The organism is Levilactobacillus namurensis, assembly GCF_032197885.1.
Lineage (GTDB): Bacteria > Bacillota > Bacilli > Lactobacillales > Lactobacillaceae > Levilactobacillus > Levilactobacillus namurensis_A.
Genome location: NZ_CP134159.1, coordinates 1,127,097 through 1,140,898 on the forward strand (window position 1 = coordinate 1,127,097; position 13,802 = coordinate 1,140,898).

The following is a 13,802-nucleotide window of genomic DNA, read 5'->3' on the forward strand; positions in this document are numbered from 1 at the left end:
ACAATTAAAGGGTAAGCAGTTAACGGCGGCGATGCCGAACGAACGTAAAGAAGTGCAGGAGCGCTGCCAGCAGGACGTAGAAAATCACAACGAAGCTAAGGTAGGTGATCCAGAACTTACCCGGTGCAAAGACACCCAGCCACCAAGCTTGAAGCCCCATGGTTACTAGTGCCATGGCCGCAATCATGATGAAGAGTAATATGTAGCGTTTCAAAGTGTTATCATCCTTTCGTGGCCGGTCGGCGATTTTATGCCCCCACCGGGTACATTCTCGCAACTTTTCGGGTCGCGGGGCTTGGGTGCCCCAGGTCCCGGTACCGACAAACTCACCGACTTTAATCAACCCGGCGCCGGTCATGACCCGGTCGAACGTGACGAAGGTCTGATCCGTGATACCTGTAAAGAAGTTGTCAGTTGAACTAATGAAGCAGGTCGTCATACTAAGATAATGCTTGTTCTGATACTTACCGGGTAGGGTGTCGCCTACAGAATTCATCCGAACTAACCGGAATCGCATGCAGTCGAAGAACTGTTTCATCACCCCAGAGAGTCCGCCCCAATAGGTCGGGGCACACAGGATCCAGAAATCACTGGCCGCCATCTTGGCCTCCAGTTCGTCCAATGCCGGACAAGATTGCTCCTTAGTGTCTGGATAGATGTCGTAGTCGCGTAAGAACACGGTTTCCACGGTAGCCTCTTCCGGCAGTGCCTGAAGGACGGCTGTTAGATACCCAGCAGTGATGCCTTTCCGTTCGTGACTCCCTAAAATTGCTAAGTAGCGCATTAACTAACCCCCCATTTCCTTGATCCACGTCATTAGTATAGCGCAACCCTGAGGATAAACGAAAGTCCCACAACCGCATAGGGGTATGGGACTCACGACATTTTATTGGAATAGATCAGTTAAGATGGCGAAGAAACGGCGCCGCACCGCAACTTCTTCACCCGCCTTAGAGAATTGATAGTTCAAGAGGTGCCGATCGAATTCCCGGAAAAAGACTTTTGCCATGGTGTGATAATCGCTGTCACTAGTCTGATTGATACGCTTAAAACTCCGCCATGTTGTATACAACAACTGGTCATCAGGCACGTCGGAAATCTCTGGGAAGTTCCGGCGAATCTGTTGCGTCATAAGAACTACTTCGTGTGCACGCTCCGGGGACATTTGCATCTGCGGAGCAGCAGTAGTTCCAGTTGCACTTTGTGCCATCTGGTCTGCCTCCTTAATACAGTCACCAAGTTACTTTAAACTACCTCTAGAATACCACTGTTAAGCGAATTCGGTAAGTGGGAGGCCATTGAAGCCGGACTTTTGACGGTGGATTAGTAAATCTTAACCGAAACTGGTCACTTGTGCGCAAAGGGCTATGGTATAATATTGGTTTGATTAGCATTCTTTTTAATAGGGTGCATGAGCGCGTTGAATTTACCAAGCGAAAGTAGGGTGTCAAATGTCGGCAAGATCTGATCAAACGGAAAGCCAATCCGTGAACGCTCAGGAACAAATGGTAGCTGGGTCAGCCTGGATGACGGCGGGAAGTATCTTCTCGCGAATCTTAGGCGCCGTCTACATTATCCCCTGGAGTATCTGGTTCGGTTCCTTCTTCTTACAGGGGAATGCGCTGTATGGGAAGGGCTACAACATCTACAGCTTCTTTCTCATTGCGGCGATTGCGGGGGTCCCTTCGGCAATTGCCAAGCAGGTGGCCCATTATAATGCTTTGAACGAATACGGCATTAGTGTACGTTTATATCAACGGGGGCTGGTGATTGCGGTAGGTACTGGGGTCGCCATTGCGGCGCTAATGTACTTCGGCGCTGGTTTGTTTACCGGAGGAGATGACAATCTGATTCCGGTACTGCATTCGTTAGCCTGGGCCATTTTGATTATTCCCACAATGAGTCTCACCCGGGGATACTTCCAAGGCTTTCAGCAGATGGCGCCGTCCGCAATTTCTCAATTTGTGGAACAGCTAGCCCGGGTCGCGTACATGTTGATCACGGCGTTTCTGATCATGAAGGTCCTCAAGGGGGATTGGGTGACGGCGGTTGCTCAGTCGACCTTAGCGGCGGCGGTCGGTGCGCTATGTGGGCTCTTGATTCTCGGCGTCTACTACTGGCGACGTCGGGGCCACTTTCAGGCGCTGGTTCGTCATAGTAACAACGCCTTGGTCGTACCCGCTAACCAACTATACCGAGAAATTGTGGCACAGGCCGTTCCCTTTATTGTTTTGGGGGCCGGTATTACCATCTTCCAACTGATCGACCAATACACCTTTGCCCCAATCATGCACTTAGCGGGTAATTATTCCGATACGTACCTGAATGATTTATTCGCGTTATTCGGGGTTAACGCCAATAAGATTATTATGATTACGATTTCGTTGGCCTCAGCACTGGCGATTACGGTGGTGCCCCTGTTGTCGGAAGCCTACACTTGGGGCAACAAGCGAGAAATATCCGGTCAGTTGACCAATGCCTTTTTGATGTTTGAATTTGTGATGATTCCCAGTGCATTGGGGATGTCGGCCGTAGCGCGGCCTTTGAACATCGTTTTCTACGGGCACGCCCAAGAAGCACTAGGCGCGTCGATTCTGGCATTTTCATCCTACCTGTCGATTATCTTAGGGCTCTATACGGTTGTCTCAGCACTGATGCAGGGAATTTCGCAGAACCGGCGGGCCGTGAAGTACTTCTTAGTTGGGACGGTCGTTAAGTTCGTGGTGCAGTGGCCGTTAGTGTACGTCTTTGGTGCGTTTGGACCGCTCATGGCGACGGGGGTCGGGTTCTTAGTGACTTGTTACCTGATTATCCATTCGCTCAACGTTCAATTCGGCATCTATTACGTGACGATTGCGAAGCAGAGTAACGGCATCCTATTGTCCGCTATTGTGACCTTCGTGATTGCCCGGTTGGTGGTCTGGGGTGGTGCAGCCCTGTTAGGGGATGGCCGAATGACCAGCTTCGTGATCACGGCTGTAGCTGCGGTCTTAGGTGGCGGCTTCTACGTCTACACCATGTTGCACAGTCGGCTGGCCGACACCATCATGGGACCACGGATGGCCGGTTTACGACGACGTTTGCATATTCGTTAGGAGGCGGACTTGCGTGAATTTGGAACACTATTTAACAACACACCATCAGGGAACGCCCCGACAGATCTTTCGGTTATTGCGGCAGGGACGAGTGACGGTCAACGAAACGGTCGCTGATAGTGGACGCCAGAGTGTGACGGCGGATGATGAGGTCGCCGTAGACGGGTTAGCCGTCACGGGTCGACAGCCGCAATATTTGATGCTGAATAAACCGGTAGGGGTCGTTAACGACCTGCGGGCTACGGTGGCCCATAGTGTCGGCAGTCTTTTGAACGTGTTAGACCAGGAGCGGTCCTTACAGGTCTTGGCGGACCTACCCAAGGAGGTCGCTGGTTTGGTCCTCCTAAGTGACGATGCCCACTTTTTGGCAGACGTTCAGGCTGCTCACTGGCCGAGTGCGTTAGAGGTGCGGGTTACCGGGACGGCGCTACAAGACACGGATCTGAAGACGCTGGCAGCTTGTCAGCAAGCACAACTGGTAACGCACGACTTACAGCGTTATCAGGTCGTCACGGTTCAGACCCACCAGGTGGCGGTCGCCACGACAGCGTTGTTGGGCTTAGCGCACGTGAGCGGTGCCGTGGTGCGGACGGCCATCGGGCCCTTACAGTTACCGGTGGACCTATCTACGGGCACGTATCGGGGACTATTTGAACCCGAGATTGATGCCGTCATGGTTCCCACAGGCGATACGGTACTTTAAAAAATTAGACTAAAGGGCCCGGAAGTCACTTCCGGGCCCTTTTACAGTAAACAGGTTTTGTTCAGTTAGTGTGCTTGATGGTCGTGCATGTACTGGGGCAATGCGTCAATAATCTGGTGGGGCAACACCACATACTGGCTCGCGGCCAACGCTTCAGCAATGGCACTATGAGTGTAGACGGCCGCCAAAACGGCGTCTTGGTGATTGGCGAATTGGGCAAGGAAGCCACCGACCATGCCCGCTAGTGTGTCACCCATCCCTCCGGTCGCTTGGGCGGGAGTGCCCAAGGGATTTTGAAAGCTACCAGTTGGCGTATAAATTTGGGTGCGATGTGACTTGACCACGACAGTCGCGTTAAGTTGATTGGCGGCTTCCCGGTTACGCTCGGGGGTCTGATCAGCAATGGCGATGCCGCTTAAGCGTTGCCATTCCATCTGGTGAGGTGTCAAGACCAGGGGAACGGCTGGTAGGGCCAGGTGATGTTGGGCGACCAATGTAATGGCGGACCCATCGATGACCAAGGTCTGTTGCGCCGTGACTGTCTGGAAGACTTGTTGTAGCGTCGCTAACGCGGCGTCATCGGTGCCTAATCCGGGACCGATGACCACCACGTCGGCGCCGGCAACCAAGTCAGTCAGTTGAGTGGTTTGACGCATATCGGCAAACATGGCTTCTGGAAGTCGGGCGTGCAGGCTGCTTTGGTTACTGGCATCGGTGATGGTGGTGACCAACCCGGCGCCGGCATAAACGGCCGCAGCGCTGGCCATTAGAATGGCTCCGCCAAAGTTACGGTTACCACCGACTAGGGTCACGCGACCATACGTCCCTTTGTGACTGTTAGCTGGCCGTTGACGAATCGTTTGCGGTAGGATGGCGGCTGTGAGTGTTTCCATAAAAACCCCTCCTAAAATTGATCTCTGTATCCCCAGTATAGCATGCCCGGAGCTGGCAGATGAAAACGGTTGGCCGGTATGCTAGAATTAGGGTTAAACGTGGTGATCATGGGACCACACAACATTCAAGGAGGGGCAATTATGGTACTTGATTGGCAAAAACTGGCACAACAATACCGCGACGACTACGTGGCGGATCTAAAAACACTGGTGAGCATCGATAGCTCACGGGATGATTCACAGGCAACGGCGGACTTTCCACTGGGACCAGGACCAGCCAAAGCCTTAGCGGCGTTCTTGGCCATCGCCAAACGCGATGGTTTCACCGTTAAGAATCTGGATAATCTGGCGGGGTACGTGGAATACGGGTCCGGCGATGAAACCCTAGCCATTTTGGGGCACGCGGACGTTATGCCGGCTGGCAAGGGCTGGCAGACGGATCCATTCACGTTGACGGCTAAGGATGGCAACCTGTACGGTCGGGGGACTTCCGATGATAAAGGCCCCGCTTTAGCAGCCTACTACGGATTGCGGATGTTAAAGGATCAAGGAATCGTTCCCAAGATGAAGGTGCGGTTCATTATCGGAACGGATGAAGAGAGTGACTGGACGGGGATGAACCATTACTTGGATCTGGAACCGGCGCCCACTTTAGGCTTCTCTCCGGATGCCGAATTTCCGTTAATTAACGGGGAAAAAGGCAACGTAACGTTCGAGACGCACTTTAAGGGACGTAACGATGGGGATTATAAGCTAGATGAATTTGATTCAGGGTTACGAATGAACATGGTTCCCCGCGATGCTGAAGCCGATGTGACGGTTCCGGATGCCGCTAAGTTAGCCGCGGACTTCGATGCCTTTTTGGCGCAAGCTCCCGTTACGGGTGAGGTAACGGTTGATGGCCAACGCCTGCACCTACACGTGGTAGGGAAGGCCGCTCATGGAATGGAACCGAAGAACGGTATCAACGCCGGAACTTATCTGGCCACGTTCTTGGCGCCTTATGCGTTCGGTGGTGATGCGCACCACTTCTTGAATCTGCTGGCAGATCAATTGCATGACGATTCTCGAGCACATAAATTAGGGTTAGCATACACGGATAAGGTCATGGGTGACCTGACCATGAACGTTGGTATCATGACGTTTAAGGCGGGTGAAGCGGGCCTCATCAACACGAACTTCCGTTACCCCACGGGCACAGGTGCTGCGACCATCCTGGCCGGCTTGAAGCAGGCCACGGCAACCATGGACGTAACCGTTGAACAGGGTCGAGAAATGGTGCCCCATTACGTAGATCCGAGTGACCCAATCGTGGCGACATTAATGGACGTTTATCGGCAACAGACCGGCGATACCACGGCCCAACCAGAAGTCGTTGGTGGCGGGACTTACGGTCGGCTGATGAAGCGGGGCGTTGCCTTTGGGGCACTCTTCCCTGGTACCCAAGATACCATGCATAAGGCCGACGAGTTTCAACCGGAAGCCGACTTGCTGAAGGCGATGGCCATCTATGGTCAAGCCATCTACGAGCTGACCAAGTAGGCGATAAGTCAAAATCTAAATGGAAAGAGATTGATGACGATGACCCAACAATATCAACACATTTTAGTCGGAGTGGACGGCTCGCGCCAAGCCAAGCGGGCGATTGAAAAGGCCATTGCGGTGGCTCAGCGAAATCAGGCTGAACTTATCATTGTGACGGTCTTGCGCGGGGGACAGTACGTTGGACTGGGAAGTAATGAAGTCGGGTTTGGATACGTTGATCAAAAGATCATGGATGAATCGCGGCAACGGTTTGAGGACTTGGTTCAGCGTTACCGGCAACAGGCCCAAGATGCTGGGGTCGAACAGGTCGTGACATCGGTTTATTATGGTAACGCGAAGACGGACCTGGCGAGGACCCTACCGCAAGAATTTGGAGCGGACCTGGTGATGTTAGGTGCAACGGGAGCTAACGTGGTCGAACGAATGGTACTGGGTTCTACAGCGGGTTACGTGATCAGCAACGCAGTCTGTGATGTACTGCTAGTACGGACGGACTTGAAGAATCACACCAAGAAGTTGCGGTCATCCGTTATCCAGTAACTGAAAACAGAAAAATTCTAAGATTAGAAGAGTGGGACCAAAGGTAGCTAGCTTCGCTTAACTGCCTTTGGTCCCACGTTTTAGAATCGTCTAGTTAGAGGTCCGGGAATTTTATCCTGGACTTAGAAAAAGACTCAGGGATTACTCTCCCTGGGCCTTATTTATGTCGAAATGATTAGAGACGGTGGATGTCCAGTACACTGCCCGTCTTAGCATCGGCGATAAATTGGTATTGAACCAACTGATCGTCTTCGTAACGGTTAATTCCCCCGTAGTAGACCCGGGTCTTGACCGCGAACTTTTGGTAAGGGACCGTTTGATGCTCGATCCAAGCCCCCTCAATGGGGGACTCTTGGCGGAACTGGCGCTTGACCCGGTCTAGAATCGTATCGGGATCTAAATGTGCCGCACCCTTGAATAATTGGGTGATGAAGATGCCCATAATCCCCCCGAGAACACCGGTAAGACTTAATTGATAGAGTTGTCCATTTCTAGCAGCCATCAGACCGCCTCCTTAAACAATTGTTATATTGGGCAATGTTACCACCACATCCACCTTAAGTATAGCAACTTTTGGGCAGAACTGCCCGTAATGTGCCAGAATTTGCTTTAAAATTCTGAGCTACGAGGTTTCATGGGCCAGACCGAATCGACTTAAGTGCTATCTGTTCTGAAAAAGTTAGTTTGTTCTGGAACTTATTTATCCTCAAAGACGTTGAAAGTCGCCAAGACTAAAGGCTTTGAATGATGGGATAATCAACAAAGATAGTGAATGTTTAACGATGTTCAGATTAAAACTATGAAATGGATAAAGTTCATGATATACTGCTTTTATCGGATGATAAAGCGCTAACATTAAATACGGTGGTGACTCATAAAATGGCAACCAAACAACTTAAAAAATTACTAATTGCAACGGCAGTCTTAACCATGGCAGTCGGGTCTTCGGGGGCTCTATCCCCAGTAATCGCGCAAGCAGAAACGACACCCACAACGGTAACTAAAAAACAAAAGACGACGGCAGAAGATACCACAACTTACGATATTGGTGAGGTTACGCTGCCTTTAAGTTACGCTTGGTCTAAGGGGCAGTGGTGAACGGCACTGAACCCCATGGTGGCGGGCTTACCTGAAACACTGACCAAAGAACAATTAGCAGACGATGCGTACATGGACGGTCTTACGTATCCTAGCGGCATGTCCAAAGAGGTTATTCGTAATGCGTTTAACCCGTTAATGGGAGATTTGACGCTAAAAAAGGGAGAAACGGTTGCTGAATTTACGGCAGCTATTAATGGCGAATCCGACATGGATATCGCGACAACGGTCGACCAAATGGCACAAGCGGCAGGGTTTGTCGCTTGGACCATTAAAAGCACACAATTATACCTCGAGGGTCGTTATACCCGAGCGGACTATGTGGCCGATTACCCGCAAATCAAGGCTTACATTGATGCGGCTGGAGAGCGTGAAGGTGGCGAGTGGATGCCTAAGGCTTATGAAACGGCTTTGACTGATGACAAGACCTTTAACACGCTGATGTACTCGACGTCGCAAGACGGGACTAACCAAGTAGCGACACAGTATGGCCTGACCAACCGGGACTTGGACCTGACGAAGGTGGACGCGCAAGGAAGCGAGCAGAGCACGCGAGAACTGTTAGAATCGCCAGCGGATTGGTTGGTTTCGACGGATCCGAAGACGGGACTGAAGACGTTGAATCTGGTGATCATGATGCCAGTTGCCTTCGCTTTTGATGATGGGGAAACGGCGACGACGCCGACCAATCCCATTGAACCGGCTAAACCAGTGACACCAGATCCAGAACCAACGCCGGATCCTGATCCGGATAAACCAGTGACACCGGAGAAGCCTACGCTCCCAACCACACCGGTAACGCCAATTCTTCCCGAACAACCAGAGGTCACCACGCCCAATCAAGATGATGAGGTCACAGCTGGGGAAGCTGGGGCGGCGGTAACGCCGGCTAAGAAGGGGACGGCTGTGTACGCGACGAAGAAGATTGGGCTGTACAGCAGTCGCAACTTCTCTACGAAGACGCGGCGGCAATGGTACGCTAAACAGTCGCGAATCAACCGGCCAATGTTTGTGGTCACGGATTACGCCACTTCTAAGACGGGGGCGCTACGTTACCGCGTCAAAGACGTGAACCACCAAAGCACGACGTACGGGAAGAAAGGGTACATCACCGCTAACGCGACCTATACCGCGCCCGTTTATTACCAAACCAAGCAAAAGACTTTGACGGTGATTAATCCAGCAGGGGTCAACGCCTACCAAAACAAGGACCTGACCAAGCGGACTAAGCATTACCGCCAAGGTCAAGTTCTGAAGGTCAAGAAGCTTGTACGGCATCATTTGACGACGCGGATGCAACTGACGAACGGCCAGTATGTCACAGCAAACAAGAAGTTAGTCATCAGCGGGCAACAAACGATGGTTAAACGCGTACAGACCAAGAAAGCCATAAATCGTTACACCACGGTCAATCTTAAACGAATCAACCACCACTACCGGAAGGGCCAGAAACTAGCCGTTCGCGGATGGGATTACGCGGTCAGTCGTGACTTTAGTCGCAAGGACGTCTTACGTTATCACGTGGATGGCGGGTACATCACCGCTAACCGGACTCAGGTTAAGGTCATCAAATAAGGAATTGACACCGATAAAAGTTGCGCTAGGCAGCTTAATCGGTGTTTTCTTTTTGGTGACGAGAAGGCTAGCCGGGCGGGGAATTGGCGGTGATTGAATCCAGAAAGTTCCGCAAAGTGGATTTTACTTTGAAAAAGTAAGAGCTTAAAGTTCGACAACCAGCCTAAAAATGCTATAATTATGCGGTGTTGTAAATTTAGACTTAAATAAAGGAGCGTTTACTAATGGAACAATTACCTAAGATGTCATCCGCTGACTTAAAAGACGTGGTGAAGAGTGGCAAAACCATGCTGTTCTTCTCGGCGACCTGGTGCCCAGATTGCGCATTTATCAAGCCTGCGATGCCTGCCATTGAAGCGGAATACCCCGACTTTAAGTTTATTGCGGTTGATCGGGATGAGAATATCGATTTGGCTGCAGATCTCAATGTCTTTGGGATTCCTAGCTTTATCGCCTACGCTGATGGTCAAGAAATCGGCCGCTTAGTGAACAAGGATCGCAAGACCAAGGCAGAAGTTGAGACCTTTATCAATTCGTTATCAACACCTGCCGACTAAAATAGTTTGAAAGGATTCCGACATGTTGATTGCTAGTTATAATCCCCAGGAGTTAGGGGATACATTGATTGTTGTCATTGCGCAAGACACGCCACAACAGGCCCACACGGTTCGTGAGGGCGTTGCTCGGATTTATGATCCAGAGACCGAAAAGAGTCTCGGGTACAATTTCTTCGACGTTTCTCAGATTTTGCCGAATTTAACGGGACAAGGGCAAGTCTTCTTGTCCGCTGAAGACGTCGCGGCGTTGAACCAAAAGTTAGAGGATGCGGGGTTTGCTGGCGAGTTAGAGGCTGAAAAGGCTTCTCGGTTCGTCGTTGGGTACGTCAAAACGGCAACGCCTCATCCGGATTCAGACCACTTATTGGTCACGGAAACCGAAGTGGAAGACGGGCACACGTTGCAAATCGTGAGTGGTTCACCTAACATGCAAGCGGACATTAAGGTCGTGGTGGCGGAAGTCGGGGCAATGATGCCCAACGGTGTCATCATCTGGCCGGGCGAGTTACGGGGCGTCCCTAGCAATGGGATGATCTGTTCTGGTCGCGAACTAGGGCTGGCTAATGCACCGCAACGGCCTGGGGCACTGATTCTGCCTGATGATTATCAAGTCGGGGATGCCTTTGATTTTGACCGCGGACAAACGATTTTTGCGGCCGAATAACGCGAACTTAAAAAACAGTCTAAGAATTAGGTAGGAAAGCGGGTCAGCCCTTGTCGGCGACCCGCTTTTTTGTGTACAATAAGTAGGATTAGCAACTTTGTTTGCCGATAAAACCAGGGAATGCGTCACATCGTCGTTGACGATCACGACTGCTCCTCTTTTAAATCAAAAAACGATGGAAGATTTTCCGTCAAGGAGGAAGCAACATGGAGCACTATGATGGGCCTGCGTTTTACCGTAAGTTTCCGGTAAAGCCGACACCAGTTAAACGAGAAGCCCCGATTACTGAGCGGGCTGAATCACAAGTTAAAGAACGCCAGCGGTGCAATGCCCGTGGAGAACGGACGACACAGAAGCCAGCCACGACACCGCATCCCGACACTGCCGAGGCAACGCCGTCGGCAGAAAAACCTAATTACCGACCTTTTCAGGTGACAGAGGTGCCCAAGCAGCTCCACTGGACTCACCGGGAGAGTAACAGTCAACAACAGTATTATCAACGCTTAATCGCACAATTAAAGAAAACGGATGATAGTTTCTTGCGACTAGCGACACCTAGTGTGGTTACGTCGGATGAAGACCAGACGGCTAGTGACGAAACTGTCACGACACAGGCAACATCGACGCCGACTAGTGAAACGACTCATCAGGGGTCGGTCACGGCCTCGGATGATCCCACACCGGTGCCGGCCGTCGATGAACCGGCGCCCGTTACAGCATCCACACCAGCGGATCGGGCCAGTTCGGATCCCCAAGATGATGCTGAGGCACCGATGACCGTCGTAGATGAACAGGAAACGGTCTCATCAGTCACCACGAATCCCGAAGCGCCCGCGGGGGTAGCCTTACCCGCTGACCCCGAGCCAGCGGCCACTGATTCTGAACCCACATCTCCAGAGCCTACGGTAACCACGCCGACTGAAGCACCGCACGAGCCGGCCGGGGAAGACCCGGAAGCACAGACAACGTTAGTCGAACCCAAGCCCACGGAGATTTTCTATCCAGAAGTTCCGGTGGAACAGTTGTCTGAGAAAGTAGCCGATTCACCGGTAGATGAACCGACAGCTAAATTGGAAGCTGAGCCGGAAGCAGTGGCTTCAACGCCGGATTCGAACTTAACTTCCCGGCCGGTTACACCGTCAACGATGGATTATCTCCCGGTTGGGACGGTACCACAAGAGAATAGGGGAGGGGACTCCGTTACCCCGGATGGCGAACCGACTGATCAGGCAGACCAAGATGTTCAGCGATTATTAGCACGTGCTGAAGAGCCTGAGCATTCGACAGAGCCAACCACTCAGGCAATGGCCGCTCCTCAAGCAGACCCGCAATCGGCGGATGTACAAGCTGAAACGTCAGCGACGACAGACCAGCAGCCGACTGAGACTGCTGAGGGTGATCAAGCGACACCGACTGAACCAGCCACGACATCGAATGAGTCTCATCAGACCCGCCAGACGCCGGTTGACACCAAACCTAAGGCGAAACCAACTCGGGGGTTGGGCCACTCCTTGGGAGATATTATGCAAGAAGAGGGCAACGACCAACGCGACTTAGCCTTATTTGCGGGTGGTCCCCATTCTGCAGCGACACCAGCGCCGACGCCGGCTGACCTGACGGCCCGGGGCTATCACTTCCCAGACATTGGGCTCTTACCCAAACCAGTGGTTCCGGATGAGCAAGCCATGGATGAGTGGATCGAGCATCAAGCGACGGTCTTAGATGCCACCCTGAGTGCCTTTCACGTGGATGCGCACGTTACAGACTGGACGATTGGGCCGACTGTCACGCAGTTCCAAGTCAAGTTAGCCTTAGGGGTCAAAGTCAGCAAGATTACCAACTTAAACGATGATTTGAAGCTGGCATTGGCCGCTAAAGACATCCGAATTGAAGCCCCGATTCCAGGGAAGACTACGGTCGGGATTGAAATTCCGAACAAGAAGTCACGGCCAGTCATGTTATCAGAAATCTTGAATTCACCGGCATTCCAGCACAGTGAATCTCCCCTGACGGTTGCTTTAGGGGTCGATCTCTTTGGTCAACCGCAAGTTACTGACTTACGGAAGATGCCCCACGGGTTGATTGCCGGTGCGACGGGATCCGGGAAGAGTGTCTTCATCAATTCCCTGTTGCTGTCGATTCTGTATAAGGCCAATCCGCAACAGGTCAAGCTACTGCTGATTGATCCTAAAGCCGTTGAAATGGCGCCATACGATGGGTTGCCTCACTTGTTGGCCCCAGTCATTTCCGATCCTAAGGCCGCCGCGGCAGCGCTGAAGTGGGTCGTCACGGAAATGGATCAACGGTACGAAAAGCTGGCTGCGGCCGGTGTGCGGAACATCGAGCAGTTTAACGATCGTGCGGATGCCAACGATGAACCGGGCCTGAAGATGCCGTACATCGTGATCATTATCGACGAATTAGCCGACCTGATGATGATGGCGGCGAGTGAAGTTCAGGACTACATTGTCCGCATCACGCAGAAAGCCCGGGCGGCCGGCATTCACCTGTTGGTCGCAACCCAACGGCCAAGTGTGGACATCGTGACCGGGACCATCAAGAACAACATTCCTACCCGAATCGCGTTTATGGTTTCGAGTCAGATCGATTCACGAACGATTCTGGATACTACGGGTGCCGAAAGCCTGCTGGGACGTGGTGATATGCTCTACCTGGGGAATGGTGCGAGTCAACCGATGCGGTTACAAGGCGCCTTTGTGGAAGCCGAAGTGGACCGGGTCACGGACTTCGTGCGGACACAGGGGAAGCCTCAGTATGCGTTTGAACCAAATGGTTTGTTGAAGCAAGAAACCGATGCGGAGAACCAGGACGAACTCCTGCCTAAAGTGTTAGAATACATTGCACAGGAGAAAACGGTTTCGACTTCGAAACTGCAACGGGTCTTCTCCATCGGGTATAACCGGGCTGCCAATCTGATTGACGACCTGGAGCAGCACAACTATGTCTCCCCACAGCACGGGTCCAAACCCCGGGAGGTCTACCTAACGCCTGATGACTTGGGCAAGGATCTACCGGAACCCCATGACCAGGATGCACCCTATTCATCATAAAATGAATAGGTCTCACTTGGATTAAGCCCCCGGTTCTTTTATGGGGGTGGGGGATATGCTA

13 protein-coding genes are annotated in these 13,802 nt (G+C 52.0%); 9 read left to right on the forward strand and 4 right to left on the reverse strand.

Annotation, left to right across the window (positions count from 1 at the left end):
- Positions 1–19: 19 nt before the first annotated feature.
- Together RIN67_RS05405 and RIN67_RS05410 are read right to left on the reverse strand one after the other, a co-directional pair.
- Positions 20–784: a flavodoxin family protein gene (locus RIN67_RS05405; RefSeq protein ID WP_264999052.1), complete on the reverse strand. Its 765-nt coding sequence runs from the start codon at positions 782–784 to the stop codon at positions 20–22.
- A 102-nt stretch (positions 785–886) separates the two neighbouring features.
- Positions 887–1,210, reverse strand: a complete 324-nt coding sequence (locus tag RIN67_RS05410) for a hypothetical protein (protein WP_313825986.1) — start codon at positions 1,208–1,210, stop codon at positions 887–889.
- A 241-nt stretch (positions 1,211–1,451) separates the two neighbouring features.
- On the opposite strand from RIN67_RS05410, the gene RIN67_RS05415 reads away from it, so the two are divergent.
- Both RIN67_RS05415 and RIN67_RS05420 read left to right on the forward strand, forming a co-directional pair.
- Positions 1,452–3,095, forward strand: a complete 1,644-nt coding sequence (locus RIN67_RS05415; RefSeq protein WP_264999050.1) for a putative polysaccharide biosynthesis protein — start codon at positions 1,452–1,454, stop codon at positions 3,093–3,095.
- 13 nt (positions 3,096–3,108) lie between these two features.
- Positions 3,109–3,798 (forward strand): pseudouridine synthase domain-containing protein, encoded by a 690-nt coding sequence (locus RIN67_RS05420; protein WP_264999049.1) that lies wholly within the window; start codon positions 3,109–3,111, stop codon positions 3,796–3,798.
- Between the two features lie 65 nt (positions 3,799–3,863).
- Here RIN67_RS05420 and RIN67_RS05425 read toward each other — a convergent pair whose 3' ends face one another.
- Positions 3,864–4,691 carry an NAD(P)H-hydrate dehydratase gene (locus tag RIN67_RS05425; protein ID WP_264999048.1) on the reverse strand — a complete coding sequence of 276 codons (828 nt, stop codon included), beginning with the start codon at positions 4,689–4,691 and terminating at the stop codon, positions 3,864–3,866.
- Between the two features lie 141 nt (positions 4,692–4,832).
- Between RIN67_RS05425 and pepV the strand changes: the two genes are divergently transcribed.
- Together pepV and RIN67_RS05435 are read left to right on the forward strand one after the other, a co-directional pair.
- Positions 4,833–6,233: a dipeptidase PepV gene (gene pepV / locus RIN67_RS05430; protein WP_264999047.1), complete on the forward strand. Its 1,401-nt coding sequence runs from the start codon at positions 4,833–4,835 to the stop codon at positions 6,231–6,233.
- 39 nt (positions 6,234–6,272) lie between these two features.
- Positions 6,273–6,776 (forward strand): universal stress protein, encoded by a 504-nt coding sequence (locus RIN67_RS05435; protein WP_024746541.1) that lies wholly within the window; start codon positions 6,273–6,275, stop codon positions 6,774–6,776.
- A gap of 175 nt (positions 6,777–6,951) precedes the next feature.
- Here RIN67_RS05435 and RIN67_RS05440 read toward each other — a convergent pair whose 3' ends face one another.
- The gene (locus tag RIN67_RS05440) at positions 6,952–7,278 is read right to left on the reverse strand and encodes a PepSY domain-containing protein (RefSeq protein WP_024746540.1); all 327 of its coding nucleotides are present in this window, start codon (positions 7,276–7,278) and stop codon (positions 6,952–6,954) included.
- A 377-nt stretch (positions 7,279–7,655) separates the two neighbouring features.
- Between RIN67_RS05440 and RIN67_RS05445 the strand changes: the two genes are divergently transcribed.
- The 5 genes from RIN67_RS05445 to RIN67_RS05465 all read left to right on the forward strand — a co-directional run bounded on the left by RIN67_RS05445 (position 7,656) and on the right by RIN67_RS05465 (position 13,741).
- The gene (locus RIN67_RS05445; protein ID WP_264999045.1) at positions 7,656–7,874 is read left to right on the forward strand and encodes a hypothetical protein; all 219 of its coding nucleotides are present in this window, start codon (positions 7,656–7,658) and stop codon (positions 7,872–7,874) included.
- A 15-nt stretch (positions 7,875–7,889) separates the two neighbouring features.
- On the forward strand, positions 7,890–9,449 hold the full coding sequence (locus RIN67_RS05450) for a DUF5776 domain-containing protein (protein ID WP_264999044.1): 1,560 nt from the start codon (positions 7,890–7,892) through the stop codon (positions 9,447–9,449).
- Between the two features lie 224 nt (positions 9,450–9,673).
- Positions 9,674–10,006 (forward strand): thioredoxin family protein, encoded by a 333-nt coding sequence (locus RIN67_RS05455; RefSeq protein WP_024746538.1) that lies wholly within the window; start codon positions 9,674–9,676, stop codon positions 10,004–10,006.
- Positions 10,007–10,028: 22 nt separating this feature from the next.
- Positions 10,029–10,670, forward strand: a complete 642-nt coding sequence (gene ytpR / locus RIN67_RS05460; RefSeq protein WP_024746537.1) for a YtpR family tRNA-binding protein — start codon at positions 10,029–10,031, stop codon at positions 10,668–10,670.
- Between the two features lie 206 nt (positions 10,671–10,876).
- On the forward strand, positions 10,877–13,741 hold the full coding sequence (locus RIN67_RS05465) for a DNA translocase FtsK (protein WP_313825984.1): 2,865 nt from the start codon (positions 10,877–10,879) through the stop codon (positions 13,739–13,741).
- The last annotated feature ends 61 nt before the right edge of the window (positions 13,742–13,802 follow it).

Coding starts and splice junctions, on each gene's coding strand:
- RIN67_RS05415 (WP_264999050.1), top strand. CDS start 1,452: ATGTCGGCAAGATCTGATCAAACGGAAAGCCAATCCGTGAACGCTCAG.
- RIN67_RS05425 (WP_264999048.1), bottom strand. CDS start 4,691: ATGGAAACACTCACAGCCGCCATCCTACCGCAAACGATTCGTCAACGG.
- RIN67_RS05410 (WP_313825986.1), bottom strand. CDS start 1,210: ATGGCACAAAGTGCAACTGGAACTACTGCTGCTCCGCAGATGCAAATG.
- RIN67_RS05455 (WP_024746538.1), top strand. CDS start 9,674: ATGGAACAATTACCTAAGATGTCATCCGCTGACTTAAAAGACGTGGTG.
- ytpR (WP_024746537.1), top strand. CDS start 10,029: ATGTTGATTGCTAGTTATAATCCCCAGGAGTTAGGGGATACATTGATT.
- RIN67_RS05445 (WP_264999045.1), top strand. CDS start 7,656: ATGGCAACCAAACAACTTAAAAAATTACTAATTGCAACGGCAGTCTTA.
- RIN67_RS05465 (WP_313825984.1), top strand. CDS start 10,877: ATGGAGCACTATGATGGGCCTGCGTTTTACCGTAAGTTTCCGGTAAAG.
- pepV (WP_264999047.1), top strand. CDS start 4,833: ATGGTACTTGATTGGCAAAAACTGGCACAACAATACCGCGACGACTAC.
- RIN67_RS05440 (WP_024746540.1), bottom strand. CDS start 7,278: ATGGCTGCTAGAAATGGACAACTCTATCAATTAAGTCTTACCGGTGTT.
- RIN67_RS05405 (WP_264999052.1), bottom strand. CDS start 784: ATGCGCTACTTAGCAATTTTAGGGAGTCACGAACGGAAAGGCATCACT.
- RIN67_RS05450 (WP_264999044.1), top strand. CDS start 7,890: ATGGTGGCGGGCTTACCTGAAACACTGACCAAAGAACAATTAGCAGAC.
- RIN67_RS05435 (WP_024746541.1), top strand. CDS start 6,273: ATGACCCAACAATATCAACACATTTTAGTCGGAGTGGACGGCTCGCGC.